The sequence below is a fragment of the Micavibrio aeruginosavorus genome, from assembly GCF_051245535.1.
Classification (GTDB): Bacteria; Pseudomonadota; Alphaproteobacteria; order Micavibrionales; family Micavibrionaceae; genus Micavibrio; species Micavibrio aeruginosavorus_D.
In genome coordinates, this window is the sequence record NZ_CP195303.1 from 623,408 (window position 1) to 648,690 (window position 25,283).

Annotated in this window: 30 protein-coding genes; 19 read left to right on the plus strand and 11 right to left on the minus strand. The window is 54.5% G+C overall.

Annotated features, from left to right (window positions below; translation table 11 throughout):
• Nucleotides 1-209 precede the first annotated feature (209 nt).
• From ACSC94_RS03080 to ppa, 5 genes are all read left to right on the plus strand, one after another.
• Nucleotides 210-1,124, plus strand: a complete 915-nt coding sequence (locus ACSC94_RS03080; RefSeq protein WP_435641602.1) for a diguanylate cyclase domain-containing protein — start codon at nucleotides 210-212, stop codon at nucleotides 1,122-1,124.
• The gene (locus tag ACSC94_RS03085) at nucleotides 1,124-2,677 is read left to right on the plus strand and encodes a PAS domain-containing sensor histidine kinase (RefSeq protein WP_435641603.1); all 1,554 of its coding nucleotides are present in this window, start codon (nucleotides 1,124-1,126) and stop codon (nucleotides 2,675-2,677) included. Before ACSC94_RS03080 ends, ACSC94_RS03085 begins: the two co-directional genes overlap by 1 nt.
• A 73-nt stretch (nucleotides 2,678-2,750) precedes the next feature.
• Nucleotides 2,751-3,197, plus strand: coding sequence for a Fur family transcriptional regulator (locus ACSC94_RS03090; protein WP_435641604.1), 447 nt, complete (start codon nucleotides 2,751-2,753; stop codon nucleotides 3,195-3,197).
• A 2-nt stretch (nucleotides 3,198-3,199) separates the two neighbouring features.
• A complete protein-coding gene (locus ACSC94_RS03095; RefSeq protein WP_014102622.1) occupies nucleotides 3,200-3,538 on the plus strand; it encodes a DUF1491 family protein in 339 nt (112 codons plus the stop codon).
• Between the two features lie 56 nt (nucleotides 3,539-3,594).
• Nucleotides 3,595-4,134: an inorganic diphosphatase gene (gene ppa, locus ACSC94_RS03100; protein WP_014102623.1), complete on the plus strand. Its 540-nt coding sequence runs from the start codon at nucleotides 3,595-3,597 to the stop codon at nucleotides 4,132-4,134.
• Here the strand turns inward: ppa and ACSC94_RS03105 are convergent, their stop codons facing one another.
• Both ACSC94_RS03105 and ACSC94_RS03110 read right to left on the minus strand, forming a co-directional pair.
• Nucleotides 4,135-4,491 (minus strand): DUF1304 domain-containing protein, encoded by a 357-nt coding sequence (locus ACSC94_RS03105; protein ID WP_435641605.1) that lies wholly within the window; start codon nucleotides 4,489-4,491, stop codon nucleotides 4,135-4,137. It abuts the gene before it with no gap.
• Nucleotides 4,488-5,030: a hypothetical protein gene (locus ACSC94_RS03110; protein WP_435641606.1), complete on the minus strand. Its 543-nt coding sequence runs from the start codon at nucleotides 5,028-5,030 to the stop codon at nucleotides 4,488-4,490. Before ACSC94_RS03110 ends, ACSC94_RS03105 begins: the two co-directional genes overlap by 4 nt.
• A gap of 142 nt (nucleotides 5,031-5,172) precedes the next feature.
• On the opposite strand from ACSC94_RS03110, the gene ACSC94_RS03115 reads away from it, so the two are divergent.
• Nucleotides 5,173-6,750, plus strand: a complete 1,578-nt coding sequence (locus ACSC94_RS03115) for a peptide chain release factor 3 (RefSeq protein ID WP_435641607.1) — start codon at nucleotides 5,173-5,175, stop codon at nucleotides 6,748-6,750.
• A gap of 39 nt (nucleotides 6,751-6,789) precedes the next feature.
• On the opposite strand, the gene ACSC94_RS03120 is transcribed toward ACSC94_RS03115, so the two are convergent.
• Both ACSC94_RS03120 and ACSC94_RS03125 read right to left on the minus strand, forming a co-directional pair.
• Entirely contained in the window at nucleotides 6,790-7,557 is a 768-nt protein-coding gene (locus ACSC94_RS03120) for a hypothetical protein (RefSeq protein WP_435641608.1), read from the minus strand.
• Between the two features lie 157 nt (nucleotides 7,558-7,714).
• Entirely contained in the window at nucleotides 7,715-8,659 is a 945-nt protein-coding gene (locus tag ACSC94_RS03125) for a hypothetical protein (protein WP_435641609.1), read from the minus strand.
• Between the two features lie 137 nt (nucleotides 8,660-8,796).
• Between ACSC94_RS03125 and ACSC94_RS03130 the strand changes: the two genes are divergently transcribed.
• Nucleotides 8,797-9,783, plus strand: coding sequence for a carcinine hydrolase/isopenicillin-N N-acyltransferase family protein (locus tag ACSC94_RS03130; protein ID WP_435641610.1), 987 nt, complete (start codon nucleotides 8,797-8,799; stop codon nucleotides 9,781-9,783).
• 55 nt (nucleotides 9,784-9,838) lie between these two features.
• Here ACSC94_RS03130 and ACSC94_RS03135 read toward each other — a convergent pair whose 3' ends face one another.
• A complete protein-coding gene (locus ACSC94_RS03135; RefSeq protein ID WP_435641611.1) occupies nucleotides 9,839-10,009 on the minus strand; it encodes a hypothetical protein in 171 nt (56 codons plus the stop codon).
• Between the two features lie 274 nt (nucleotides 10,010-10,283).
• On the opposite strand from ACSC94_RS03135, the gene ACSC94_RS03140 reads away from it, so the two are divergent.
• From ACSC94_RS03140 to ACSC94_RS03185, 10 genes are read left to right on the plus strand one after another with little or no spacing between them, the layout of a single operon-like run.
• On the plus strand, nucleotides 10,284-10,736 hold the full coding sequence (locus tag ACSC94_RS03140) for an SUF system Fe-S cluster assembly regulator (RefSeq protein WP_435641612.1): 453 nt from the start codon (nucleotides 10,284-10,286) through the stop codon (nucleotides 10,734-10,736).
• 6 nt (nucleotides 10,737-10,742) lie between these two features.
• Complete coding sequence (sufB, locus tag ACSC94_RS03145; RefSeq protein ID WP_435641613.1) at nucleotides 10,743-12,200, plus strand: Fe-S cluster assembly protein SufB; 1,458 nt, start codon at nucleotides 10,743-10,745, stop codon at nucleotides 12,198-12,200.
• A complete protein-coding gene (locus ACSC94_RS03150; RefSeq protein WP_435641614.1) occupies nucleotides 12,201-12,467 on the plus strand; it encodes a hypothetical protein in 267 nt (88 codons plus the stop codon).
• Entirely contained in the window at nucleotides 12,454-13,203 is a 750-nt protein-coding gene (gene sufC, locus ACSC94_RS03155; protein WP_435641615.1) for a Fe-S cluster assembly ATPase SufC, read from the plus strand. Before ACSC94_RS03150 ends, sufC begins: the two co-directional genes overlap by 14 nt.
• Nucleotides 13,204-13,253: 50 nt before the next feature.
• On the plus strand, nucleotides 13,254-13,658 hold the full coding sequence (locus ACSC94_RS03160) for an endonuclease domain-containing protein (RefSeq protein WP_435641616.1): 405 nt from the start codon (nucleotides 13,254-13,256) through the stop codon (nucleotides 13,656-13,658).
• Nucleotides 13,655-14,899, plus strand: coding sequence for a Fe-S cluster assembly protein SufD (gene sufD, locus ACSC94_RS03165; RefSeq protein WP_435641617.1), 1,245 nt, complete (start codon nucleotides 13,655-13,657; stop codon nucleotides 14,897-14,899). Before ACSC94_RS03160 ends, sufD begins: the two co-directional genes overlap by 4 nt.
• Nucleotides 14,884-16,137: an aminotransferase class V-fold PLP-dependent enzyme gene (locus ACSC94_RS03170; protein WP_435641618.1), complete on the plus strand. Its 1,254-nt coding sequence runs from the start codon at nucleotides 14,884-14,886 to the stop codon at nucleotides 16,135-16,137. Before sufD ends, ACSC94_RS03170 begins: the two co-directional genes overlap by 16 nt.
• A 3-nt stretch (nucleotides 16,138-16,140) precedes the next feature.
• A complete protein-coding gene (locus tag ACSC94_RS03175; protein WP_435641619.1) occupies nucleotides 16,141-16,596 on the plus strand; it encodes a hypothetical protein in 456 nt (151 codons plus the stop codon).
• A 29-nt stretch (nucleotides 16,597-16,625) separates the two neighbouring features.
• Nucleotides 16,626-17,018 carry an iron-sulfur cluster assembly protein gene (locus tag ACSC94_RS03180; protein WP_049782171.1) on the plus strand — a complete coding sequence of 131 codons (393 nt, stop codon included), beginning with the start codon at nucleotides 16,626-16,628 and terminating at the stop codon, nucleotides 17,016-17,018.
• A gap of 8 nt (nucleotides 17,019-17,026) precedes the next feature.
• On the plus strand, nucleotides 17,027-17,383 hold the full coding sequence (locus ACSC94_RS03185; protein WP_435641620.1) for a HesB/IscA family protein: 357 nt from the start codon (nucleotides 17,027-17,029) through the stop codon (nucleotides 17,381-17,383).
• Nucleotides 17,384-17,388: 5 nt separating this feature from the next.
• On the opposite strand, the gene ACSC94_RS03190 is transcribed toward ACSC94_RS03185, so the two are convergent.
• The 5 genes from ACSC94_RS03190 to dusA form a co-directional block, all read right to left on the minus strand.
• The gene (locus ACSC94_RS03190; protein WP_435641621.1) at nucleotides 17,389-20,178 is read right to left on the minus strand and encodes an ankyrin repeat domain-containing protein; all 2,790 of its coding nucleotides are present in this window, start codon (nucleotides 20,176-20,178) and stop codon (nucleotides 17,389-17,391) included.
• A 186-nt stretch (nucleotides 20,179-20,364) separates the two neighbouring features.
• Complete coding sequence (locus ACSC94_RS03195; protein WP_435641622.1) at nucleotides 20,365-20,532, minus strand: hypothetical protein; 168 nt, start codon at nucleotides 20,530-20,532, stop codon at nucleotides 20,365-20,367.
• A 14-nt stretch (nucleotides 20,533-20,546) separates the two neighbouring features.
• Nucleotides 20,547-21,134: a hypothetical protein gene (locus ACSC94_RS03200; RefSeq protein ID WP_435641623.1), complete on the minus strand. Its 588-nt coding sequence runs from the start codon at nucleotides 21,132-21,134 to the stop codon at nucleotides 20,547-20,549.
• 28 nt (nucleotides 21,135-21,162) lie between these two features.
• Nucleotides 21,163-21,777: a hypothetical protein gene (locus ACSC94_RS03205; RefSeq protein ID WP_435641624.1), complete on the minus strand. Its 615-nt coding sequence runs from the start codon at nucleotides 21,775-21,777 to the stop codon at nucleotides 21,163-21,165.
• Between the two features lie 193 nt (nucleotides 21,778-21,970).
• Nucleotides 21,971-22,975 carry a tRNA dihydrouridine(20/20a) synthase DusA gene (gene dusA / locus ACSC94_RS03210; protein WP_435641625.1) on the minus strand — a complete coding sequence of 335 codons (1,005 nt, stop codon included), beginning with the start codon at nucleotides 22,973-22,975 and terminating at the stop codon, nucleotides 21,971-21,973.
• A 61-nt stretch (nucleotides 22,976-23,036) separates the two neighbouring features.
• Here dusA and ACSC94_RS03215 point away from each other — a divergent pair, with 61 nt between their 5' ends.
• Entirely contained in the window at nucleotides 23,037-23,597 is a 561-nt protein-coding gene (locus ACSC94_RS03215; RefSeq protein ID WP_435641626.1) for an SH3 domain-containing protein, read from the plus strand.
• 131 nt (nucleotides 23,598-23,728) lie between these two features.
• Nucleotides 23,729-24,721 (plus strand): hypothetical protein, encoded by a 993-nt coding sequence (locus tag ACSC94_RS03220; RefSeq protein ID WP_435641627.1) that lies wholly within the window; start codon nucleotides 23,729-23,731, stop codon nucleotides 24,719-24,721.
• A gap of 14 nt (nucleotides 24,722-24,735) precedes the next feature.
• Here the strand turns inward: ACSC94_RS03220 and ACSC94_RS03225 are convergent, their stop codons facing one another.
• Nucleotides 24,736-25,143: a hypothetical protein gene (locus tag ACSC94_RS03225; RefSeq protein ID WP_435641628.1), complete on the minus strand. Its 408-nt coding sequence runs from the start codon at nucleotides 25,141-25,143 to the stop codon at nucleotides 24,736-24,738.
• Nucleotides 25,144-25,283 lie beyond the last annotated feature (140 nt).

Genomic DNA, 25,283 nt, shown 5'->3' on the forward strand with positions numbered 1-25,283 from the left:
CGTTATAAAACCATAGATCTTGCCTGTTTCGCAATAACCTTTTTCATAATATTTGCGCATCATGCACAGGAACCGCAAAAATCCGCCATTTTCAAGAATTATCCTGATTTTGCCGGGCGTTAACCAATCGGGGGTAAAATCCCGGTATAGTAGAAAAACGGGGTTTAGCCCGTTCTTTTTAAACGCACTTTTCGGATTTACCCACGGTCATGACGGAACCGATCGACGCATCGCAGGACATTGTTTCTGAATCGCACATGCTGGCACCCATTCTGGACCAGTATGCGGAGTGGTTTGGCCGCGTTTTGCGTCACGCGTTTTACGTGCAGGTTGTTGGCCCGCTCAATGGCCCGCCGCCGGCCAGCTTCGGTGAATGGGTGGCGCAGGCCGATCCCGATATGGCCGATGCCATGAACCGCTTGCACACCGATATGGAGACGGCGGCCCAAGCCGTGTTGATGAGCGCACCCGCACCGGACATGGCGGCCTTTGATGCGTTTGTGCAGTTGTATGAAGAATTTGTCCTGCGTATCCACCGTCTGGAACGCGACAGTTTGTCGCAGGATAGCGGTGTCGATCTGCTGACGGGCTTGCGCTCGCGCAAGATGATGATGCCCGATCTGGACCGTGAAATGGAACGCCGCGCGCGGCGGGGGCAGCCCTTTTGTCTGGCGCTGGTCCGTATCGACCATTTCGATGCCATGCAGAAATCATTGGACAAGGCCGCGCTGGACCATGTCCTGCAACGTGTATCCGCCATGATCAAAAAAACCATCCGGTCCTTTGATGATGCGTATCGGCTGGATGGCGGTGAATTTATGATGAGCCTGAAACAGGCCGATAGCGCCGGTGGGGCCGCGGGCATTAACCGCCTGCGCCGTTTCATGGAAGAAGAAGATTTACGCGTGCCGATGAAGGGCCGGAATGTCAGCGTCACCTTGTCCTGCTGCGTTGGTGAACCGCAACCGGGCGATGATATGGATGCGTTGATGGCCCACATGCGGGATGATCTGGAACGGTTTGGGTCGGAACGCAACACGGCCGTTGAATATGTCGATATCAGCCCGTTGGAACGCTTCGTCCATGCCATGGATGAATCCAAGGGCGATGGCGAGGCGCATTGATGAGCCATACCCCCGTCGATCACGCCGCCCTGTTTCAGGCGATGCCCGTGCCGCGTTTCGTGGTCGATGTGGCATCGGCGCCGTTGTACGTGATCGTGGATGCCAACGGCAAGGCTCTGGAATATTTCAACCGTCTGGAACGTGAAGTGGTCAACGTCGCGCTTCAGGACGTGATGGAGGCGGCCCCATACCGCTATTTCGAACAATCTTTCGAAGTGGCGTTGAAACAGAAAAAGGCCGTATCCATTCAAACCGTGCCCGATTTTCCGGGCGGTTTGCGCGTGCATGGGTTTTGGATCAACCCGATTTTAAACGAGAAACGCGAAGTCACCTTTCTGGACGTGATCGCCCAGCCCGTGGCCGTCACGCCGTCCAGCCTGCAACGCGAACGCGATGACGCCATTTCATTGCTGACCTCCGTGTTTGATGTCAGCGAAGTGGGCATTATCGTCACCGATCAAAACCAGCGCATTGTCCGCGTGAATGACAGTTTCGTGCGTATTTACGGCTGGAACCGGAATGAATTGGTGGGGCATCCTTTTGTTGAGCTGGTGTCGCCGGACGAACGGGAACAGGCGAAAAAATCCCACGATGAATTTACCAAAAGCGGCATCCGCAGCAGCGGTGAAATGAAAATGATGCGCAAGGACGGCGGCATCGCCAACGTCCTGTTCACCACCGCCGCGCTGGAACTGTCCAACGGTCGGCGGTTTCAGGTGACGACCATCATGGACATCACCCTGCGCAAACAGATGGAAATGACCCTGCGCGTGGCAAAGGAACAGGCCGACGCCGCCAACCACGCGAAATCCAGCTTCCTCGCGAATATGAGCCACGAGCTGCGCACGCCGCTGAACGCCATTATCGGCTTCTCGGAATTGATGCAGAACGAAACATTCGGTCCGCTGGGGCAACCAAAATACATCGAATATCTGGGTGATATTCACTTAAGCGCCCGCCACTTGCTGGAAATCATCAACGAAGTTCTGGATATGTCCAAGATCGAAGCCGGGCGCGTCGAACTGGACGAAGACATCTTCGATGTGGGCCAGTTGATGCAGGCGGTCGCGCGTATGATGGATTCCCGTGCCTTCAGCGGCGGGATCAAAATTGTACAGGACATCCAATCCGACCTGCCGCCGCTTTTCGCCGATCCGCGTTTGATGCGACAGGTGTTGATCAATCTGGCGGGCAATGCCGTGAAATTTTCCAACACGGGCGGCACCATCCATATGCGCGCCCATATGCAACCCGATGGGTGCATGCGCATCGTTGTTGCGGACGAAGGGGTCGGCATTCCCAAGGACCGCATCCACGAAGCCCTCGAACCCTTTGGTCAAGTGCATCAGCCCGTTGAAACCAAGGGGCTGCAGGGCACGGGGCTGGGCCTGCCGCTGGCCAAGGCCATGGTGGAAATGCATGGCGGGGATTTAAGCCTTGAATCCGATCTGGGGCAGGGCACAGTGGTCACCATCGATATGCCCGCCGTGCGGGTCGTCGGCAGTGCGGATTGGCTGAAATATCAGGCCATGACCGCCGAAAAACCCCTCTAAACCTGTTGCGCCGCAGCGCCCAGAGGCCTAAACTGCCCCTCAACCACAGGATTTATGCAGGAGGGATTGAGGTATGAGCCATCACGAACATCATAAAGGCTCCCGCTCTCTGGAAGAGCGCTGCGCCGCCGCCGGGTTGAAAATGACCGGGCAACGCAAGGTTATTCTGAAAGTGCTGGATGATGCCGAAGACCACCCGTCGGTCGAGGTCGTGTATGACCGCGCCCGCGCCATCGACCCGTCGATCAGCATGGCCACCGTGTACCGCACGCTGAACCTGCTGGACGAGCTGGAGCTGGTCACGCGCCACGACTTCAACGAAAAATTCTCCCGCTACGAAGTCAATATGGACCACCACCACCATTTGATCGATATCGAAAGCGGTGAAGTGATTGAGTTCCAGAACGACGAAATCGAAGCCATGAAACGCGATATCGCTGAGAAACTGGGCTATGAACTGGTTGAATGCCGGTTGGAGCTGTATGGCCGGAAACTCAAAAAAACCGGGTCCATGAACTAAGCATGGCCGACGACCGCCTTCCCACCTGGCTCTATCTCGAAGGCCATTTGAAAACGCTGGACCAGCAGGCGGTCTATTACTACATCCACCAGCGTGGTGCCCCGGCTTCGGGGCTGATCCTCTTGAAAATCAATCCTTTGGACGGCACGGCCCTGTTGATGACCCAGCAACGGGATCTGGACGGGGTCATGGGCTGGATGCGCCTGATGAAGGGCGAAGCCGTGCCGGATGCCGAGGCCGACGCCTATATCCGCCGGGCCATGGACCGCGACCCTGACCTCTGGGTCATTGAAATTGAGGACAAAAACAAGAAAAATCCCTTTGAAGGAAAGGTCTTTTGAGGGTATTGTGCCGTTCGCCGCAACGCACAATAACTTGATTAAGAGGTTCCGTTTCCATGTTCCTGTCTAAAATCTCCGTTGGTCCCAACGCCCCGGAAGAAATCCATGTCGTTATCGAAAACCCGCTGGGCGGCGTTCCGGTGAAATACGAACTGGATAAGGAAAGCGGCATGATGTTCGTGGACCGCTTCCTGCACACGGCCATGTATTACCCGGGCAACTACGGTTTTATCCCGCACACGCTGTCGGGCGATGGTGACCCGGTCGATGTGATGGTCATTGGCCGCACACCGGTTATGCCGGGCGCGGTCATGGTGTGCCGTCCGGTTGGCGTGATGCTGATGGAAGACAATAACGGTCAGGATGAAAAAATCATCGCCGTGCCGGTGCCGAAACTGCACCCGTATCACGACAACATCGAAGACCTCACCGACATCCGCCCGATCCTGCGCGAACAGATCGAACATTTCTTCGCGCACTACAAGGATCTGGAACCCGGCAAATGGGTGAAAACCAATGGTTGGGGCGATGCTGAAATGGCGAAGAAAATGATCGTCGAAGGCATCGAGCGCGCGAAGAAAGACAAAGCCGCTTAATTAAACGAACAGCAGGACTGCCAGCGTCACAAGCGCGGGCAGTCCCTGAATAAAGAAGATTCTCCGGTTCACCGAATACCCGCCATACGCACCCGCCACGGCCACGCAAGCCAGGAAGAACAGGGCGATTTGATGCCCGGTTTCCGGTACGGGATGCACCACCGCCCAGATCAGCCCAGCCGCCAGAAACGCATTATACAGCCCCTGATTGGCGGCCAGCGTTGCGGTTTTGGCCGCAAAATCCGCATCCATCCGAAATGTTTTCCGCCCCAGCGGTTTGGTCCATAGGACCATTTCCAGCACGCAGAAATAAACGTGCAGGGCGGCAATCATCAGGATGAGGATGGTCGCGATCATAGTTTCGGATATTCCTGACGCAGAAGTTTAAACGCCTGATCACAATTGCGCGCTTTGTCGGCGATGGGGCGCAGGTCAATTGTTGCGTTCGTATGCGGGCGTTTAAATGTCTGGCTTAACTTCTCTTGAATAAGCGATCCATCGCTGCTGTATCCATCGAATGGAATGCGCGAAAGTGTGACGTACGATCCCTTGGCAACACAATGGAATTGGCCTGAAATGTGCGGTGTCTCAGGCGCTGCAACGTCTTTGCTGGACGAGGACCCGCCCGTTTTTGCATCGTAGACCAAGACGCCAATGAACGCGCAGAAAGCCAGAAATTTGAAGAAGCCGTTGCCGCTGTCTGTTTTCCCCTCTTTCTCGGGAATAAACACGGGGTCGGGTTTCTTCTTCGCTTTGGGCATGCTGTTGCGGATGGTTCTCTCGAGGGCTTCCTGATCTCTTCTCGCCTGATCAGCGCCCCCGCGTTGCGCCGTTGTGGATGGGGCGCCGAGGCCCGTTTGGTGATCGCGGTAGCCTTTGTTAAAATCGCCTGACATGATAAATCTTGTCCCTAACAAACTTTTTAGTTGTTCTGAAAAACGATGCAATTTTTAGCAGAAATTTTACAGAACAGCAAATTAGCGCCGCCAAGGCGCAGAAACCTTGGCTTTTCAGTTTTCAAATGATACAAACCCCGCCATGAGCGCCTTAAACGAACAGATTGATAAACGCCGCACTTTCGCGATCATCGCGCACCCGGACGCCGGTAAAACGACGTTGACGGAAAAATTGCTGTTGTTCGGGGGCGCCATTCAGATGGCCGGCATGGTCAAGGCCAAGGGCGACCGTCGTCGCGCACGATCCGACTGGATGAAAGTGGAACAGGAACGCGGTATTTCCGTCGCGTCATCCGTGATGACGTTCGACTATGCGGGCCAGACGTTCAACCTGCTGGATACGCCGGGCCACGAAGATTTCTCCGAAGATACATACCGCACGCTCTCGGCTGTCGATTCCGCCATTATGGTGCTGGACGCCGCCAAGGGTATTGAATCGCAGACATTGAAATTGTTCGAAGTCTGCCGCATGCGCGACATTCCCATCATCACCTTCATCAACAAGCTGGACCGTGACGGGCAAGACCCGTTCGACCTGCTGGACGAAGTTGAAAACCGCTTGGCGCTGGATGTTGTTCCGGCCAGCTGGCCGATCGGCATGGGCCGTGATTTCAAGGGCTGCTACGATCTGTTCAATGACACGCTGGTGCTGTTTGATCGCAGCAAGGGCGAGGAATTGCTGTCCAGCGTTGAATGCTCGGGCCTTGATGATCCGAAGCTGGATCAATTGCTGCCCGCCGACCAATTGGCGAAATTGCGCGAAGATGTTGAGATGATCCGTGGCGTGTACCCGGAATTCAACCATCAATCCTATCTCGAAGGGCACATGACGCCGGTGTTCTTTGGCTCCGCCGTCAATAACTTCGGTGTGCGCGAATTGTTGCAGGGCATTGGCCGTTACGCACCGAAACCGCGGTCCACCAAGGCTGTTCAACGTGAAATCCAGCCGGATGAAAACAAGGTCACGGCCTTCGTTTTCAAAATTCAGGCGAACATGGACCCGAAACACCGCGACCGCATCGCCTTTGCCCGTATCTGCTCCGGCAAGTTTAAAAAGGGCATGAAGCTTCTGCACGTGCGCCACGGCAAGCAACTGGTCATCCATAACCCGCTGATGTTCTTTGCCCAGGACCGCGAAACGGTGGAAGAGGCCTTCGCCGGCGACATTATTGGCATTCCGAACCACGGCAATATGCGCATTGGTGATGCCTTGACCGAAGGCGAAACGCTGACATTTACCGGCATTCCCAGCTTCGCGCCGGAATTGCTGCAACGGGCGCGGGCCGATGATCCGCTGAAGGCGAAACATTTGTCCGCCGCACTGGAACAATTGGCGGAAGAGGGCGTGGCCCGTATTTTCAAACCCTCCATCGACCCGAACTGGATCGTTGGCGTTGTAGGGTCGTTGCAGTTTGACGTTCTGATGGACCGCATCCGCAGCGAATACAACATCCCGGTGAAATTCGAACAGGTCGAAGTCTACGCCGCCCGCTGGGTCAGTTGTGACGATCCGGCCGAAATGAAAAAATTCGTCGATGCGATGGGCAGCGCCGTGGCCAACGACCATGACGGCGACCCGGTCTTCCTGGCCCGCAATTCATGGCATCTGAACGATACGAAGGACAAGTTCCCGAAGATCAATTTCAGCGCGACGAAATAAAGATGCAAAAAACCCCGCCGAAGCGGGGTTTTTTATGAATTACGCCGGGTTCATGCCAAAGCGCAAAGCTTTATAAACCTTGGCAATCGTCGGGTGATTGTTCATGAACGCGATCTTGCGATCTTGGTCGCAATACGCAAACCCGTAATATGCGTGTTTGATAATGTCGTTCAGGTTATGGCGCGTGGCATTCGGTGCCGCGTGCGGCAGGATGTGGATTTCACGGTCAACGACGGATACGCCGCTGATCAATCCGCAATCCATAAAAATCGAAAACCCTTGCGCGGATGTTGCGGCGGATAATACGCCGCGGATCTGGCTTTGCAGGGCCCACATTTCCTGTTCGTCTTGTTCGCGCCAGCATCCGGTGAATCCGGCCTGTCCGGTGCTGGTAATCACCATGTGATTGGGCACAATCGCATCTTCGGCGGCTTCGCGGAAGCATTGTGCATGCTGGCCAAAGGTGAACATCAATTCACGTTCCTTGTTTCCGGGAATAAAACCTTTCAATTGGCCGTACATATCGGCCTTCACCGCATCAACAAACGTCGTGCCGGGCAAACGTTTGTTCATGTCGACGACGTTCACGCGCACTTGTTGATCGGTCTGGCCAGCGGCGGCACCGTCAACGGCGGAAATCAGAATGCGGGAGGACTCGCCCTCGAAATACATATCGTCGCGGATTTTCATGGCCTGCGCCCACAGTTTGGCCTCGGCCTGCGTGGATGCCTGATCCAGACGTGTGATCTTCGGGTTCGCAATGGTCACCAAAGAATGACCATTGAAGTGTTTGTTGAGTGTGCCCATGCCCGTTGTCCTGTTCTTGGTGATTTGAATTGCGGGGTGGTTATAGCGCGGAGAGGGTGGGGTCGTCAAAATTCACATATTGCGCCGCAGCAATGTTCGTGCATGCCGCAAAAAAAGCCCCGGATTTCCCGGGGCTTTTGCCGTCTCATGGAAAATATTACGGTTGGTGGATGTTGACGAGCGAAAGAACCTTGTTCTTCTGTTCTTCGGCTTGGGCGCGCAACGCCACTACCTTTTCCCATTCTGTAACGATCTCTTTTTGGTTGGTCATCAGCACCCGTCCATAAACCGGGTGTGCTGTCACCGCTGTATAGGGGGTGGCCTCTGTGGCGGCCCTGAACAGGTCAGACAAAACGCCGCCTTGTTTGTACGGCTGATTGCCAACGATTTCTGTATTCGCTGTGACGAATATTGGTCGGACGGCAGTTTTTATTTCTACCCAGTTCCGGCTTTTTACGGCCTCGACCAATGCATTATCCATGATCTTATCTATATTTTGTGGATCAAGGCATTCGAGAATGTGCTGTTCACCAGAGGATGATGGGCGATAAGTGGGTGGCACGATATCCGCAATACGGCGCGCAATAATAGATTCTGCGCCTGTTTGCGTGATGGGAAGCCGCTTTTTGCTTGGATCAATCGCGTGGTAAAACGTGGACAGGAAATGATCTTGAATGCTCTCAAAGGCAACCTGTTTTCGTAAATTTGTTTTTGTATCCCAGATATCATTGATCTGTTGGATCAGGTCGCATTGCTCCAGATAGGCAATCGTTAGAATGGCCGTGTCCTGACAAAGGGCGGGAGTTGCTTCTTTTAATAAATGATTGCCGATGGCTCTTGCTGAAATTACAGGAAGATTAGAGCGTGCGATCACATCCCCTTCATAAACATCCTTAAGGGGAACGATCAGCCCACGAAGCGTGTCACGGGTCGTTCGTGACGATCTGTCCTGCGCAACAATCAAGGCCGCACGACCCTGGTCTTTCAGCAAGCCATGGGTGGCCACACCTCGCTCTGGTTTAAGAAGTGTGGCACGAACCAAAAAGGCCTTTGCCGCGCTGTTCAGGATATCCTGCCGTTGTCTAGGGGTGAGGAGATGCATCGCATTACGTCCAATGTTATGTTAACCAATGCGGACAATTCCATAATATTGATGGTTGTGTCAATAAAAAACGGCCTGACAAAAAGCCTTGGTTCGGGGTAGTGTTTTCGCAAAATAACGCAAAAATAGGGGGCTTTATGCTGCCAGTCATTCCAATTATCCGCGATGCTGATACGCCGCTGGATCTATTCCACCGGGAATGGCCGCGCGCGGAATCCGCCGTGCGGATTGGTCAGAAATTTTATGGCGGCACCATGTTGGACGCGGCGGGCATTATCTCGCGTGCGTGGCTGCACCGGAATGATCACATTCCCTATGCCAAGGAAATCGATGCCATCGCCACGGCGTTGGGCAGCCGCGCGGTCTATACCCTGAACCTGTCCTATGAATGGGGCTGCACCACGGCGTTTAACGAAAGCGCATCCGGCAAGGACGGCGTGCGCATGTTCCGCGCCATGGATTGGCCGCTGGATGGGTTGGGCGATCATCTGGTGCTTGCGCGGCAGGTGGGCCCGGCGGGAATTTATTGGGCGATGACCTATCCGGGTTTTGTCGGTGTGTTACAGGGCATGGCCCCGAAACGTTTCACATTGGCGATCAATCAGGCCCCGAACCCCGACCGGGGGTTGGGGCATGCGGGCAACTGGTTGTCCGCAAAAATCGCAATGAACCGCAGCAACGGCCTGCCACCGCCGTTCCTGCTGCGCCGTGTGTTTGAACACTGCGCCACCTTTAACGATGCTGTTTCCATGATCCGCGATACGCCCTTGTGCGCGCCTGCCATTATTTCCGTGGCCGGGGTGAATGCGAGCGAACATTGCATTGTTGAGCGCAGCCGCAACCGCGCCATTGTGCACAAGGATGCGATGTATGTCGGCAATGAATGGATGAACACGCGGTGGAAGGGCGCACCCAGCCAGACCAGCAGCAAAGAACGCGTGGCGCAAATGGCATCGGGCATTGAAACCTATCAAGGCAATTTCGATTGGCTGAAGGGCGCAATTCTGTGCCCGCGCACGCGCCTGGCATTTGAAGCCAACGCCAAAACCGGACAATTGATGGTGCAGGGGTTTGAAGGCGAGAAACCCGCGACGCAAATCCAGTATCTGCACTGTATGTTGTAAGCAGCAAAAAGGGCCGGAAAAACCGACCCTTTTCTATCTGTTCATCATCTCGGCCTTAGTGACGGGCCGGAAACCCGAAACGGTTGCGCGGGGTGGATTCCGTGGCTGATGCTTCCACTGTTGCGCGCGGCGGGGCGTACCCACGGGCGGCCAGTTCCAGAACTTCCAGTTCTTTCAGGCGTTGGCGGTCGGATCGGCTAAGGCTGTTAAATTCGCTGGTTGGCATGGTTGTGGTTCCCTTGTGAAATCGTCGTTTTTTGTGAAACGGTATTCTTATTGTTTATTCTCTATTAATGACGCCGAAATGGTTAAAACGGGCTTAAGGCGAGGCCATTTCGCGTCAAAATTATGACGGCAGATCAAAATCTTATGCCGCGCCGCAAAATAATCCTATATAATTAGTACTGAAACAGTCCTGTATTGAGGGAAAAACCTTGAAAAACGGGACAAAGACTGGCATTGAATGCGGACCTTATCAGTCCGATTTAGGGTTTTGGGAAATGATCCGTCTGTCGCGCTTTACCGATTATGCCGTTTTGATGCTGGCCGAACTGGCCCGCACCGAAACCGTGCGCGCGTCCGCCGCCGATCTGGCCACGCGCACCAATCTGGCCGAACCGACCGTGGCGAAGATTTTGAAAATTCTGAACCGTGCCGGACTGGTCGTGTCCACACGCGGCGCCACGGGCGGATACATGATCGCCCGTCCCGCACATGAAATGACCGTATCGGATATTATTACGGCCGTGGAAGGGCCGGTGGCCATTACCGCCTGCGCCGATGGGCATGATGATGATTGTTCATTGTCGGGCGTGTGCGCCATGAATGGCCGTTGGGGCGAGGTGAACGCCGCCGTGCGTGGTGCGTTGGAATCCGTCACGCTGGCCGACATGATGAATAAGAAAATTGTTGCGCAGGCCGCAATGCCCGCCCGCGAACAGGTTATGGAGTAAGTAACAATGTCATCCATCACACAAGACACCATCGATACCGTCAAATCCCTGAGCCACCAGTACGAAGCCGGGTTCGTGACGGATATTGAATCGGAAAAGGCCCCGAAGGGCCTGAGCGAAGACACCGTGCGCTTTATCAGCGCGAAGAAGGGTGAGCCCGAATGGTTGCTGGAATGGCGTTTGAAGGCTTTCCGTCACTGGCTGAAAATGCCGGAACCAAAATGGGCGAAGGTGCATTTCCCTGAATTTGATTATCAGGATGCGTATTATTATTCCGCGCCAAAAACCGCCGATGATCGCCCGAAATCGCTGGACGAAGTTGACCCGAAATTGCTGGAAACCTATGCGAAGCTGGGCATTCCACTGCGCGAACAGGAAATGCTGGCCGGGGTCGCGGTGGACGCCGTGTTCGACTCAGTATCCGTGGCCACCACGTTCCGCGGCAAGTTGAAGGAAGTGGGCGTTATTTTCTGCTCCATCTCCGAAGCGGTGAAGGAATATCCGGAACTGGTGCAAAAATATATGGGATCGGTGGTGCCGGTTTCCGACAACAAACACGCCTGTTTGAACTCCGCCGTGTTTACGGATGGATCGTTCGTGTATATTCCGCCCGGCGTGCGGTGCCCGATGGAACTCTCCACCTATTTCCGCATCAACGAAATGAACACGGGGCAATTTGAACGCACTTTGATTATTGCCGATAAAGGCGCGTATGTGAGCTATCTCGAGGGCTGCACCGCTCCGATGCGCGACACCAACCAATTGCACGCCGCCGTGGTCGAATTGATCGCGCACGAAGATGCCGAAATTAAATACTCCACGGTGCAAAACTGGTACCCGGGCGATGAAGACGGCAAAGGCGGCATTTACAACTTCGTCACCAAACGCGGCCTGTGCGAAGGGGCCAATTCCAAAATTTCATGGACCCAAGTGGAAACGGGTTCCGCCATCACATGGAAATACCCGTCTTGCGTTTTGAAGGGTGACAACAGCCAAGGCGAATTTTATTCCGTTGCCATCACCAACAATTACCAGCAAGCCGACACCGGCACCAAAATGATCCATATTGGTCGCAACACAAAAAGCCGCATCATCGCCAAAACCATTTCGGCGGGTAAATCGGATTCCACCTATCGCGGCTTGGTCAAAGTGATGCCAAAAGCCGAAGGCGCCCGCAACTTCACCCAGTGCGACAGCCTCCTGATCGGCGATCAGTGCGGTGCGCATACGGTGCCGTACGTCGAAAGCCGTAACCCGAAAGCGCATTTGGAACACGAAGCCACAACCAGCAAAATCTCCGAAGACCAGTTGTTCTATTGCCAACAGCGCGGTTTGAGCGAAGAAGAAGCCGTGGCCCTGATCGTCAACGGGTTCTGCCGCGAAGTCCTGCAAAACCTGCCGATGGAATTTGCGGTTGAGGCGCAGAAATTGGTGGCGATTTCACTTGAAGGGAGTGTCGGATAAATGACAAAACTTTTCGAATTTCTAGATTCAAAAATTAATATTGTGCGGATTTTGCAAATCTGCGCGGTTGCGATCTTTGTGTTGGGCTTTCCTCATGCTATTCGGCCATTTTTTGAAGTGGCGGGGCGTGATTTGGATGCCGGAACGATTTTTTCTTTTGTAACGATAACCGGGATGACAATTGCAAACATGCTGTATAGCCCGGCGTTGTTGTTGGGTTTGGCAGAAATTATCAAGCTGATGAGAGTAAAAAATGCTGCAAATTAAAAACCTCCACGCCAATATCGATGGCAAAGAAATCTTGAAGGGTCTTTCGCTGAACATCCCGGCGGGGGAAGTTCATGCCATTATGGGGCCGAACGGGGCGGGGAAATCGACCCTGTCTTACATTCTGGCGGGGCGTGAGGAATATGAAGTCACCGACGGTGAAATTATATTCAACGGCGTGAACATGCTGGACCTAGCCCCGGAAGAACGTGCGGCCGCTGGCCTGTTTCTGGCGTTCCAATACCCGGTTGAAATTCCGGGTGTGCAGATGACCAATTTCATGAAAACCGCCCTGAACGCCATCCGCAAGCAACGGGGCGAGGCGGAACTGGACGCGCTGGATTTCCTGAAATTGCTGAAAGCCAAGCAAAAGGATCTGAGCATCAGCGACGACATGCTGAAACGCCCGGTCAATGTCGGTTTTTCGGGTGGTGAGAAGAAACGGAACGAAGTGTTGCAAATGGCAATGCTGAACCCGTCTTTCGCTGTTCTGGATGAAACAGATTCTGGTCTGGATATTGACGCCCTGCGCATCGTGGCCGACGGCGTAAACCGCCTGCGCGGGCCGGAACGGTCTTTCCTGGTCATTACCCACTATCAACGCTTGCTGGATTATATCGTGCCCGACCATGTGCATGTTCTGGCCAACGGCAAAATCGTAAAATCCGGCGGCCCGGAACTGGCCAAGGAACTGGAAGCCAAAGGCTACGCCGATTTTATGGGAGAGGCGGCGTAACCTTAAAAGCCCTCTCCCTCCGGGAGAGGGTTGGGTGAGGGAGCAGGGCGATGAACATCATAAACCGCGCCAGATCATTACGGTTTAACCAGACAGAAGCCGAAAAGCGCCTCTGGTCCGTTCTAAGAAACCGGCAGTTTATGAATTTAAAATTCCGTCGTCAGGAAGCAGTGGATCAATTTTACGCGGACTTCCTGTGTTACGAACCGCGTTTGATTGTTGAACTGGATGGCGGGCAACACGATGAACGCCAGAAACGAGATGAAGAGCGGACGCAGATTTTAAAAACCCATGGTTTTTGCGTGCGCCGTTATTGGAACAATGAAGTGATGCAAAATATGGATGGTGTTTTGCAGGATTTGGAAACGACTGTGAAGAATTTGATGAATGAGAACACCCTCACCCCAACCCTCTCCCTTGAGGGAGAGGGGGTTAATCAAGAGGCTCTGAAATGACAACACAAACCGCAACCATCACCACCCTTGAACCACGCACGCCGTACCAACCGGAAACGGCGAACGGGGTTTTGGCCGCGTATGATGGGTTTTCCGATACGTTGTTGCATGAACCGGATTGGCTGGCCGCGTGCCGCGATAAATCGCGTGATGTCGTGGCCCGTCGTGGTTTGCCGACGGCGAAGCTGGAGGGGTGGAAATACACCAACATCCTGCCGCTCGTGAAAACGATCAATCAATCCGGCACGGTGAAAATCACCCATAAAGAAGGCCACGGCATTGTCGTGAATTCTCTGGCCGGAATGCTGGGCGAGGACTGGGTGCAACAGGCCATTTCCGCACCGTTGTCGGATAAAGAATACAACGCCGAAAACACGCTGTGGCATTTGGGCAATCTGTTCCTGCGCGATGGGTTGGTCATTGATGTGCCCGCCAATACCGAAGCCAAAACGCCGCTGGATTTAACCATGGTCGCCGATGGTGGCTTGGCGAATGCGCGGCTGATTATCCGTCTGGGCGCGAATGCGCGTTTGACCGTGATTGAACATCACACTGGCACGGGTTCGTATTGGAAGAATATCCAGACGCAGATCATTCTGGCCGATGGCGCGCATTTAACCCATGTGCGGTATCAGGAAGACAGCGAACAGGCCGTCCACACCCAATTGACGCACAGCGTTCTGGGCAAGGATTCCGGGTATGAGGGCATTGTGTTTTCCACCGGCGCCCGCCTGTTCCGCAACCAATTGCACGGCGTGATGAACGGAGCCGGAGCGGTGTGTTCGCTCAGCGCCGTCAACCTGTTGACCGGGCAACAACATGGCGATACGACCATTCTGGTCGATCACATGGCCCCGAACGGCAATTCAAACCAGAATATCCGCACCGTTTTGGACGGCACCGCCCATGGCGTGTTTCAGGGCAAGGTGCATGTGCATCAACCGGCGCAGAAAACCGACGGCTATCAACTGTCCAAATCCCTGATCCTGAATGAAGGGGCGGAGATGGATACGAAGCCGGAACTGGAAATTTACGCCGATGATGTGAAATGTTCGCACGGCGCGACCACCGGGCAACTGGATGAAGGGCCGCTGTTCTACATGCGCGCCCGCGGTATTCCAGAGGCGCAGGCTCGCGCCTTGCTGATCGAGGCGTTCGTAGACGAAGCATTCGACCGCGTGGCCGATGAAACCATTCAATCCGTGTTGAAAGACAAAGTGAAAGCATGGCTGGTGTCGTAAAAATGCCATCGCAGAATGATTTTGCGCGGTACCGGGATGATTTCCCGGTGCTGGCCCGCCCCATGAATGGCCAGAAACTGGCCTATATGGATACGGCGTCCAGCGCGCAGAAACCGCGTGCGGTGATTGACGCATTGCGTGAAGCGCTGGATCGCGATTACGCCAATATTCACCGTGGCCTGTATGCGCTGTCACAAACCACGACGCAGAAATTCGAAGCCACCCGCCGCAAGGTTGCCGATTTCATCGGTGCATTATCCGAAAACGAAATCGTTTTCACCCGCAACACGACCGAGGCCATCAATCTGGTCGCGCAAAGCTGGGGCCGCACCCATTTGAAGGCTGGGGATGAAATCATCATCTCCGGCATGGAACATCACGCCAATATTGTGCCGTGGCAATTGCTGCGCGATCAAATTGGCATTGTCCTGAAAATTATTCCGGTGTTGCCCAATGGCACGCTGGATATGGTTGCGTTTGACGGGCTGTTGTCCGACCGCACGCGGTTCGTGTCGATTGTGCATGTGTCGAACGCGCTCGGCACCATCAACCCGGTTGAAACCATCATCTGCAAAGCCAAGGCCTATAACGCCGATATTCTGGTTCTGGTCGATGGGTCGCAATCGGTCACGCATATGCCCGTCAATGTCTTGGGACTGGGCTGTGACTTCTTCGCCTTTACGGGGCACAAACTCTATGGCCCGACCGGGGTTGGGGTTCTGTATGGCCGCGCGGCCTTGCTGAACGCCATGCCGCCGTATCAAGGGGGCGGGGATATGATCGAAACGGTCAGTTTCGCCCACACCACCTATAAACCCGCTCCGGCCCGGTTTGAGGCCGGAACCCCGGCCATTGCCGAGGTGATCGCTCTGGGCGCCGCCATCGACTATGTCGCGTCCATCGGCATGGGCAATATTGCGGCGCACGAGGGTATGCTTCTGGCTAGGTTGGTGGACCAACTGGAAACCGTGCCGGGCCTGACCTTTTACGGGACCGGGCCGGACAAGGCCGGGATCGTCAGCTTTACCGCCGATTGGGGTCATCCATCTGATATCGCTATGATTTTGGACCAATGCGGGGTGGCGGTGCGCACCGGGCACCATTGCTGTATGCCCCTGATGCAGGGGCTGGGGGTTGAGGGCACGGTCCGGGCCTCGTTAGGGTTATATTCAAACGTAGATGACATAATCTCTCTGATGAATGGGGTGACGAAAGCACACAAACTTCTCGGAGCGTAGAGTATGGGGATCTTAAAATTTTCGGCGGCTGTCGGCGGGGCAGTCGGGACTTTCTTAGCTGTTTCAACGTTTTCCAGTCCGGTGAAAAGCACAGAAAGGTTCGTCAATAACTGCATATCGGGGTATGAAAAAGAAGGCGAAAGCAACCCGTTACTGGACGGTGTTGATAAAGCCGGTTTCTGTGGGTGTCTGGCGGAAAAGAAAATTGATGATAATTTCACCTATGACACTATGAAACCGTGCATGGACGCCCATATGAAGGAACCAGTGGTCCGGTTTTGTGAGGACGATCTGTCCAAGCAGATGGAAGGTTACGTGAATTGTGAATGTATATATGATCACACGGCCCAATGGGTGTTCAAAAGCGCGGCGGCGGCCAGCCACAAGGGACCACAATTGAGTAAAGCGGACGAAACGCAAGCGTCCATCACCATGATACAAGAATGTGAATTCAGATGAGTTTGACGAAACCAGTAGCCGATGAAAGCATGTTGCGAAACGCCTTAGGCGATGAAGGATTTGACGAATTGGCCGAGCCGCCAAACGTCGAAGCAACACGCGCGCATCCGCTCTGGCCGCAAATCGTCAAAAACCTGCGCGCGGTCTATGACCCCGAAATCCCGGTGAATATTTATGAACTGGGCCTGATCTACAAGGTCGATATTCGTGACGGGCTGGATGGCAAGGCCGACGTGTTCGTGGAAATGTCGCTGACATCGCCCGGATGCCCGGTGGCCCAGGAAATGCCCGGCATGGTCCAGGGCGCGATCTTCCCGGTCGACGGCATTGGCAATGTCGATGTTGAAATCGTCTGGGACCCGACCTGGGACCCGTCTTTCATGGCGGAAACGGCGAAACTGCAACTGAATATGTTTACGTGATGATGGCCATGGCGAACGATCCAATTATCCTGACCGACGGGGCCGTAACGGCGATCAAATCCAAAACCGCGTTGAAAGACGGCGCGGTCGGCCTGCGCCTGACCATCAAATCCACGGGCTGTTCCGGCAACAGTTACAAAATGGAACATGTCACGGAAGCATCCGCGTCCGATGACCGCTTTGAACGCGACGGCGCGGTGCTGTTCATCCCGAAAATCCATTCATGGATGCTGTTCGGCATGACGATTGATTATGAGGACGGCGAAATGCAATCCGGCTTTACCTTCAGCAACCCGAATGAAACGGGCCGCTGCGGCTGCGGTGAATCCTTCACCATTGATCCCGCCAAACGCGCGCCGGGGTAGGGTGATCAGATCTTGATGATGTATTGTTCTTCTGAATCCCGATATTTGTTGTAATCGGCGGGTTTGGCGGGGGGCTGCGCGGTTGCAAACCCCATATTGTTTGGCGTGTTTCCGCCTGCCCCAAGATGTATTTTCGCAATTCCCGCTTTCTGCGCCACCTTGGCAAAGGTCGCGCATAGTTTTTTCCATTGCTTCACATCCATCTGGCTGGGTAGATATTCTAGGGAATCGAGGACCAGCTCGCCCTTCTTCCCGCGCCAGGCCCAGCTTTGGGCAACGATTTGATCGGTTTTGTTGTTGGTGACAACGTAAAACGCGGCCTTGGGCGAGAGGAAACCGTGTTGCGCGCATTCACGACCCGCGCCGCCAATATGCTGGCAACAGGCGGTAAAGGCCCCCAACGCCAATCCGCGTATATCCCCATCGGGCAGGCGGTGGAACGTAAACCCATCTTTGTCAAACGTGGCACCATCGATCGTAATATCCGGTATGGCATCACCGGGTTTTTTATGGTCGTTGGCGGCGTATGTCTTTTGATATTTTTTGATGGTTTTTAACGCCGTATCAAAATCTTCATCATCCCACGCGCAATCCATGGCGATGAGGGATAATTCCGGATTTTTGTGCGCATTTTTATACGCATAATCGGCGATTATTTCTTTCGTATTTTTCAGGGACCAGAACCGTCCCGATTGATCCTGTGCCGGACGGGGCAGGCGATGGGAAAATTTTACAAATTTCGCCATCTCCGGCCCGCATTGCAAAACCGCATCACCCCATGATTTTAAATCCAGAGATTGACCATCCTCAATAGCCTTTGGCGAAGGAATGGAAATCATCTGGATGACATTGTGCAAAGGTTGATTGCCATGTGCGCCCCATTTTTCCAGATATTGTAGGATGCGTGATTCCGTACCAAACAAGGCGGCGGCGTTATACGCATAGGAGTAAGCCATATATTCGGGATAACCCTCTTGCTCCAGAATTGCGGCAACGGTATCCAATACGGATCGTTTTATCAGGGTCGGGTCTTTTGCGGTGATGGATGTGGGGATGGTTGCGTATCCATGAATATTGCCCCACCGCATTACGCCCTGAATCTGTTCCTGTGTCTCTTGTGGCAAGCATTCGGTGCGGGCCCCGTGCGTGATCAATAATTTTATAAGATCCGGGGTGTTTTTCTGAGCGGCAATGCGCAAGGGGGCTTCGTCACTGGTATGAATATCGGCCCCGTTTTCGATCAGGATTCGGGCCACATCGGCTGTGGCGGCAACGCGCAGGGCTTCCTCATTTTCTGCATGGACGTTGGCACCATGTTTAATCAACAATTCCGCAATATCCGCCCGGCCGATTACGGCCGCCGCCCGTAAGGCTTTATCATCGTTCGCCCGAACATCGGCCCCGTGTTTGATGAGAAGTTTGATAATATCGAAATGGCCGCCTTCAACGGCCCCTCGCAGGGCATCGTCATTTTTAGCGTGGATATTGGCGTTGTGTTTTATCAGCAGTTTAACAATGGCGGTATGGCCATTTCCCGCAGCAGCGCGCAGAGCCCAATCATCGTTGGTGTGGGGATTGACTCCGTGTTTGATAAGCAAACGGACGATGTTGGTGTGGCCGTTACTTGCTGCCCACTCTAGGCCGCTTCTTGTCGTCCATTCCCGCGTCAGTTCGCAATCATTGTTAGCAGTATGGCCTTTGTGTTTGGCGAGATGGCTTTTGTGTTTGATGATGAGCCGAACAATATTGATATGACCACTTGCCGCGGCAGTTGACAGGATTGCATCACTGATGTTGGCGTTGTGTTTTATCAGCAGTTTAACAATGGCGGTATGGCCATTTATCGCCGCCGCCCGCAGGGCCATATCATGGTTGGCGTGGATGTCGGTATTATGCTTGAGGAGCAATCGGACAATTTTGATGTTGCCATTTTCCGCAGCGGTCAACAGGACTTCATCACTGATGATGGCGTTGTGTTTTATCAGCAGCTTGACAATGGCGATGTGGCCATTTTTTGTCGCCACCCGCAAGGCCCAACTATTTTTGGCGTTGATATCGGCCCCGCGTTTGACAAGCAACCGGGTAATTTTGATATGACCGTTTGCTGCAGCCTCTCGCAGGGCCCAACTATCGTTATCGTTGATATCGGCCTCGTGTTTGATAAGCAGTCGGACAATATCGATCTGACCATTTTCGGCCGCATGGCGCAGGGCCGCGCCATTGTTAGCGTGAATGTTAACCCCGCGTTTAATCAGCAGGCGGACGATGTCGATGCAGCCCTTTGCCGCGGCGCATCGCAGGGCGGATTCGTTGATACTGTCGATCGCGGCGTCATGCGCGATCAACAATCGAACGATATCAATATGCCCGTTTGATGCGGCATAAATCAGAGCAGTTCCGTAACAAACCCGATCATCGGCGGTAAAATCAATGGCGCCTTTTTGAATGATGGATTGAACGCGGTCCATATCGCCGTTTTGGGCGGCGTCAATAAATTGCTGTTCGATCGGCAAGGGGAAGGATTTGACAATGTCTTCGTATGTTTTTTGTTTCTGGTTTTTCGGCGGCGCGCCAAGCGATTCATACAGGTCGCGAACATGATCCACTCCCTGATCCGCATGGGTGCAGAGTGTTTCAATCGACGCGTCCATTCCATTCCGCGCCAGCCGTTGCGCCAGCGGGGGCAGGGCTTTGGCGAGGGCGTCAAGGTCACGGTCCGGCGCGTCCGCGCGCAGGGCCGCGATCACGGCCAGCGCGTTGGATATTTCGATCGGCGGTGGGGATTTTGCAGCCATGACCCATCCCTTTGATTATGCCAAGTGGTCATCATTGTCATAATGAGCTGTGGTGGTCAATCTTTTTCGGGGTGTTGTGGCTGGCCGGGGTGGTGCGGGGCATGGTCAAAAGAATGGCCCAAAAAAGGGCCAACAAAAAAGCCCCCAATGGGGGCTTCTTGTTATTCGATCTGTAAGGGCAACGTCTTAGTTGTTGTCCAGGTTCAGTGCAACAAATGCCAGCGGCATGAAGCCGTCGCAAGAGGCGGAGATTTGCGGAACCAAACGTTTCGTCGCAGCGCGAACTTCGTCGCTTTTCTTAACAGCGGCTTGAACGTTCAGGAAGGCCTGCAGTGCATTCAGATCGTTTTTCATGTTGTAGTCCCCTCTTATTTTTTTTGTTCGAGGTTTTCAAAATATAGATCCGTCAGATGGTCGCCCGGTCCGTTGGATACATATGCCTCGTATATATCACCGTGCCCGAAGGATTTGAGGGAGTCAATAAATTCTGACCCATTACCCACAGCTTCAAGCTCTTGGGCAATTTTACACATTGTGACGATTATGTCAAGCATTTTGGCGTGGTATTGGGCTTCAAAGGCGACGGGGTCCATATCCGCCGTGGGGGTGCCGTGGCCGGTCATTTGCTGCTGCGCCTGACGCAGGGCGCCGCCCAGTTCCAGCACATGCGCGGGGCTTATCGTATTGATATCGCTGGATATTCCCAGATAAACAGCGCGATTTTCGGGGCTGAAGGCTTGGCCCGATTTATGGCGTAACACCTTGATTTGAAGGTTATTTTGGTACGCCCAGCGCACCAGTTTCAGACCTGTGGCGCACCGTTCCAGCATGGTTTCGGCGGCATGGCGCAATTTATCGGCCTGCGGGTGGGTATAGTCGATGGAGGCGGTTTGATCCTTGCCGGTGCCAAACGCACCCTGCAGCTTGCCAAACGGGGAATCAGATGTCGAAGCCATGATCGTGTATCCCTCTTCAATAAAATTCTTAGCGGGCCATGTCGCCAGCGCTGTACCCGGACGGGCTGATGGATGATGACATCAGCATTTGTGTGTCCAGAACATTGACGCGGCCGCGTTTATCAACGGTGATGACGGCGCGCACCAGCGTACCCAGATACACCATCGATGTTTTAATCGTGAAATCACCCGCAATGTTGGCATTGATTTCGGGTGGTTGATGATGCACGGCAATCGCGGCCACCTGATCACCGGACAACGCGTCCAGCGCCGGGTGATCCTGCATGCGGTCGATCACGAAAATATCGCCATCGGGGCCGGACACATGTTCAAAGAAGAAGGTGAGGTAATCCATCACATTCGATGAATCAAGAAACAGATGCCCCGCATCATTCGCCGCGTAAATCGGCATCACCGATCCGTCGAGATAGAAATAGGTTTTCCCATCGCCCAGATAGTCAAACGAGAATGAGGGCAAGGATGCATAGTTGGTCAGACGGTAGAGCAACAGATTGCGATAGAAGGACAGCTTGTGGCATTTGGCTTCGCTGGTCGTCGGCGCAAACAACCCGGAATCGCCAGCGGTTTTCACGCTGTCGATCATGGCGATGGTGCGGTCACGGTCCAGACGGTGCCATTGCATGTTCAAAAATCCCTGATTGGGCGAAATGGATGCCCCTTAAAAATGCGCGACAACTATACCGTTAAATGGGGCTGGGCCATACCAAAAAAAGCTATTCTTTCTGTGTCATCCCGGCGAAAGCCGGGATCTTCTTCCATTATGGCTGGAAGACCCCGGCTTTCGCCGGGGTGACGGTCATGAGGGGAAGGGGCTGTTACGCCGCAATCCATTCCGGCCCGACGGCCTGATCCACGGCGGCGAGGGCGGTTTCGATAATGGTGCCGGTTGTGCCCGGCAAATGGGCTTCGGTGGACAGGATGCGGCGCCAAATCCGTCCGCCGCGTTGTCCCTGATACAGGCCCAGCATGTGGCGGGTGATGGATTTGACCGGGGTTCCGGTGGCCCGGCGGTCTTCGATATAGGGGATCATGGCCCGGGCGATGTTGGCCCGGCTGGCCGTGGTGGTATGGCCGTACAAAGCCTGTTCAATCTCGGTCAGCACCCACGGGTTCTGGTAGGCCTCGCGCCCGATCATGACCCCGTCAAAGGTTCCCAGATGGGATTGGGTTTCGGCCAGAGTTTTCACCCCGCCATTCACAATCACCCGCATATCCGGAAAGGCGGTTTTAATCCCGGCGGCAATATCATAGCGCAGCGGGGGGATTTCCCGGTTTTCTTTCGGGCTGAGGCCCTTTAACCAAGCCTTGCGGGCGTGGATAATGACCTTGCGGCATCCGGCCTCGTGAATGGATTTGACGAAGGCGTGCAGGAATTCCTCGTCCTCACAATCATCAACGCCAATGCGGCATTTGACTGTGATTTCAGTATTTTGCGCGGCGTTGATCATGTTGGATACACAATCGCCAACGCGCCCCGGATCCTTCATCAGGCAGGCCCCGAACGCGCCGTTCTGCACCCGGTCACTGGGGCATCCGCAATTCAGGTTGATTTCATCATACCCGTAATCCGCACCAATGGCGGCACACTGGCCCAGATGCGCTGGGTCCGATCCACCCAGTTGCAGGGCGACGGGGTGTTCGGCGGGGTTAAACGCCAGATACCGATCCCGGTCGCCAAAGATAATGGCCCCGGTCGTCACCATTTCCGTGTACAGCCGCACATGCGGCGCAATCAGGCGCAAAAACACCCGGCAATGCCGGTCAGTCCAATCCAGCATCGGGGCGACAGAGATTTCAGGTGTTTGTTTCACGTGATACATGAGGGGGAGAGGTACAGAAAACCGCCGTTTATGTCAATCTTTGTGCTGTTTGCGAAAACTGTTGATCTGCATCGCCGAGCGTGTATTTTCCTTATCCATCATGATGATTTGTTTCCGTGTTCTTATTCTTGCTTTGGGGCTGGCCGTGTTTGCGGGCGGGCCTGGAATGTCATTCGCCAAGGATGAGGAGCCGAGCTTCAATTCAACGGGGCTGGCGCTGCCACGCTTTGTTTCGCTGGCCGCAGAAGAGGCGCATGTGCGCGCTGGGCCGGCGACGCGGTATCCGATAAAGTGGATTTACAAGAAGCGCGGATTGCCTGTTGAAATTGTTCAGGAATTTGATGTTTGGCGCAAGGTTCGTGACCGCGACGGCGATGAAGGCTGGTTGCATAAATCGCTGCTCTCCAGTCGCCGTAATGTTATTGTTTTAGGTGAGGAAGGCGTCGCAATCCGTTCACAAGACAATGAAAATTCCCGTACCATTGCGCGGCTCCAACCCGGAGTGATCGCAACGGCCAGCGAATGCAAAAAAGCATGGTGTAAAATCACCGCTGGCGGGTACGAAGGGTGGGCCGAAAGAAAATCACTTTGGGGTATTTACGCCACCGAAGAGTTCGACTAACCTGATCCTAGGTCGAGTTATCCACACTCTATCCACAGACTGATCCACAAAGTTTTTCACAGGGTTGCGGCGGTTCATCCGATTCGTCGTACGCTCTGATTCCCTCTCGATTCTCTCGCTCTGAAGTACCCATGACCTTTGATTCTGCTTCGATTTTGACCGACAAGGCGGCCTTTACGGGCCAGTTTGTCCATGCGCTGGTGTCCAAATGCCGTGACAATAATGGTCGCGGCGTTGATGGCATGCGCCTGATTCAGATGATGGCCGGGGCGATTGTTGAATTTACCCTGTTGTTCGATGAATCCGACCGGGGGGTTGAGGCCGTTTACAAGCATTTGGCGACTATGCTGGGCTGTGAGCCGCAGGAAGGCCCGATTTCCGATCTGGCCTTGCCGCCGTCTTATATCATCGATTTCCGGGCCGAGCAGGGCCGTGAACTGACCCGCCGGATGTTCGAGGATTGGCTGCATTGCGCCTATGAGTTCCAAGACGTCCTGTTGTTCGTGTGCCAGCAAATGATCCTGAACATGGAGGAAGACGGCCAGAATCGCCGCGACCTGTTCCGCCTGCTGATCGAATGCACCAACCGGTGCCTGGGCTATGAAATCGCGGCGCAGGAGCTCTGCGATATCGTGATTGAGCAGAAAATCGGTCTGGAGGGCTGGAGCCTGCCGGAAAGCATTTCCGGCCTGTCCGCCGTCGCCGGACGCGCGTTGGCCTTGTCCTTGAACGCGTACCAGCAAACGGCGTTCCGGGGGGCTGACCTGCCGGAACATCTGGACCGCCTGACCTGTGTAATGACGCAGGAAGCCGTGCGTCTGGGCCTGCCTGCGGGCAGTGACTGGCGCTTTGGGCTGGCGGCCAATGACCGCCCGCTGGATGCGCCGTATGAATTGATTGCCTCACTGGAACCGTTGGCCCGTGATTTCTTCCGTGTGATCCGGATGCATAATCTGATGGATCAGGCGGTGGCCAGCGCCAAAGCCACAGGCCGGATGCTGGCCGTGGCCGCCGGTGGCGACCGCCCAGAGGTTGAGCCGGTGATTGCCAAGCCTTTGGCCATGGCAGCGATGACGGAAACCTATAAGACGGTTTGCACCCAGTACGCCATTATGTCGATGTAGGGTTGGGTGGCCTCTTACTGAGGCATACGCTTGCGCATTTCCATGCGTTTGCACATGGCGCTGATATCCTTGCCATTGGCCAGCTTTCCACCACTCGCGCAGATTTCTTCAACACGGTTGTTCAGCTTTTCCTGTGCGCCTTTACGGTCGCTGGCGGATGGGGCTTGGCCTTGCGCCGGGGCTTCGCCCGCGCCGTTTTTGTGATCTTGAACCTGTAATTGCCGTTCGCAGGCTTTTTCCGCACTGGCGATCAGGCCGGGGGACGGGTTGGCTACGCGGTTCAATGTTTGTTTGATGCAGCTTTCCATCCGGTCGCTCTGCGCTGGGGCCGCTTCGGCCTCGGGGGCGTTCAGGCCAATGGTCGCGGCGCTGGCCAACAGGAAGGCGGCGGTTGTGGTCTTTATTGAGGATGCAAATTCCATGGCAATCTCCTGTGGCGATGATCTGGGGGCATTCTAGCCAGATCGTTGCGTTATGTCAAATTGTGGGTTATGGCTGAATTCCGGCTAGACGAGGGGCCTGATCCATCGTAAAAAAGGCCCCATGACTCAAACAGCAGAAA

What these genes read in the sequence shown, in the direction of transcription:
- ACSC94_RS03140 (WP_435641612.1), top strand. Translation starts at nt 10,284, where the DNA reads ATGATCCGTCTGTCGCGCTTTACCGATTATGCCGTTTTGATGCTGGCC.
- ACSC94_RS03090 (WP_435641604.1), top strand. Translation starts at nt 2,751, where the DNA reads ATGAGCCATCACGAACATCATAAAGGCTCCCGCTCTCTGGAAGAGCGC.
- ACSC94_RS03220 (WP_435641627.1), top strand. Translation starts at nt 23,729, where the DNA reads ATGACCTTTGATTCTGCTTCGATTTTGACCGACAAGGCGGCCTTTACG.
- ACSC94_RS03120 (WP_435641608.1), bottom strand. Translation starts at nt 7,557, where the DNA reads ATGGGCACACTCAACAAACACTTCAATGGTCATTCTTTGGTGACCATT.
- ACSC94_RS03205 (WP_435641624.1), bottom strand. Translation starts at nt 21,777, where the DNA reads ATGCAATGGCACCGTCTGGACCGTGACCGCACCATCGCCATGATCGAC.
- ACSC94_RS03135 (WP_435641611.1), bottom strand. Translation starts at nt 10,009, where the DNA reads ATGCCAACCAGCGAATTTAACAGCCTTAGCCGATCCGACCGCCAACGC.
- sufB (WP_435641613.1), top strand. Translation starts at nt 10,743, where the DNA reads ATGTCATCCATCACACAAGACACCATCGATACCGTCAAATCCCTGAGC.
- ppa (WP_014102623.1), top strand. Translation starts at nt 3,595, where the DNA reads ATGTTCCTGTCTAAAATCTCCGTTGGTCCCAACGCCCCGGAAGAAATC.
- ACSC94_RS03115 (WP_435641607.1), top strand. Translation starts at nt 5,173, where the DNA reads ATGAGCGCCTTAAACGAACAGATTGATAAACGCCGCACTTTCGCGATC.
- ACSC94_RS03180 (WP_049782171.1), top strand. Translation starts at nt 16,626, where the DNA reads ATGTTGCGAAACGCCTTAGGCGATGAAGGATTTGACGAATTGGCCGAG.
- ACSC94_RS03085 (WP_435641603.1), top strand. Translation starts at nt 1,124, where the DNA reads ATGAGCCATACCCCCGTCGATCACGCCGCCCTGTTTCAGGCGATGCCC.
- ACSC94_RS03150 (WP_435641614.1), top strand. Translation starts at nt 12,201, where the DNA reads ATGACAAAACTTTTCGAATTTCTAGATTCAAAAATTAATATTGTGCGG.
- dusA (WP_435641625.1), bottom strand. Translation starts at nt 22,975, where the DNA reads ATGTATCACGTGAAACAAACACCTGAAATCTCTGTCGCCCCGATGCTG.
- ACSC94_RS03130 (WP_435641610.1), top strand. Translation starts at nt 8,797, where the DNA reads ATGCTGCCAGTCATTCCAATTATCCGCGATGCTGATACGCCGCTGGAT.
- ACSC94_RS03095 (WP_014102622.1), top strand. Translation starts at nt 3,200, where the DNA reads ATGGCCGACGACCGCCTTCCCACCTGGCTCTATCTCGAAGGCCATTTG.
- ACSC94_RS03080 (WP_435641602.1), top strand. Translation starts at nt 210, where the DNA reads ATGACGGAACCGATCGACGCATCGCAGGACATTGTTTCTGAATCGCAC.
- ACSC94_RS03185 (WP_435641620.1), top strand. Translation starts at nt 17,027, where the DNA reads ATGGCGAACGATCCAATTATCCTGACCGACGGGGCCGTAACGGCGATC.
- ACSC94_RS03160 (WP_435641616.1), top strand. Translation starts at nt 13,254, where the DNA reads ATGAACATCATAAACCGCGCCAGATCATTACGGTTTAACCAGACAGAA.
- ACSC94_RS03125 (WP_435641609.1), bottom strand. Translation starts at nt 8,659, where the DNA reads ATGCATCTCCTCACCCCTAGACAACGGCAGGATATCCTGAACAGCGCG.
- ACSC94_RS03200 (WP_435641623.1), bottom strand. Translation starts at nt 21,134, where the DNA reads ATGGCTTCGACATCTGATTCCCCGTTTGGCAAGCTGCAGGGTGCGTTT.
- ACSC94_RS03195 (WP_435641622.1), bottom strand. Translation starts at nt 20,532, where the DNA reads ATGAAAAACGATCTGAATGCACTGCAGGCCTTCCTGAACGTTCAAGCC.
- sufD (WP_435641617.1), top strand. Translation starts at nt 13,655, where the DNA reads ATGACAACACAAACCGCAACCATCACCACCCTTGAACCACGCACGCCG.
- ACSC94_RS03110 (WP_435641606.1), bottom strand. Translation starts at nt 5,030, where the DNA reads ATGTCAGGCGATTTTAACAAAGGCTACCGCGATCACCAAACGGGCCTC.
- ACSC94_RS03170 (WP_435641618.1), top strand. Translation starts at nt 14,884, where the DNA reads ATGGCTGGTGTCGTAAAAATGCCATCGCAGAATGATTTTGCGCGGTAC.
- sufC (WP_435641615.1), top strand. Translation starts at nt 12,454, where the DNA reads ATGCTGCAAATTAAAAACCTCCACGCCAATATCGATGGCAAAGAAATC.
- ACSC94_RS03225 (WP_435641628.1), bottom strand. Translation starts at nt 25,143, where the DNA reads ATGGAATTTGCATCCTCAATAAAGACCACAACCGCCGCCTTCCTGTTG.
- ACSC94_RS03175 (WP_435641619.1), top strand. Translation starts at nt 16,141, where the DNA reads ATGGGGATCTTAAAATTTTCGGCGGCTGTCGGCGGGGCAGTCGGGACT.
- ACSC94_RS03190 (WP_435641621.1), bottom strand. Translation starts at nt 20,178, where the DNA reads ATGGCTGCAAAATCCCCACCGCCGATCGAAATATCCAACGCGCTGGCC.
- ACSC94_RS03105 (WP_435641605.1), bottom strand. Translation starts at nt 4,491, where the DNA reads ATGATCGCGACCATCCTCATCCTGATGATTGCCGCCCTGCACGTTTAT.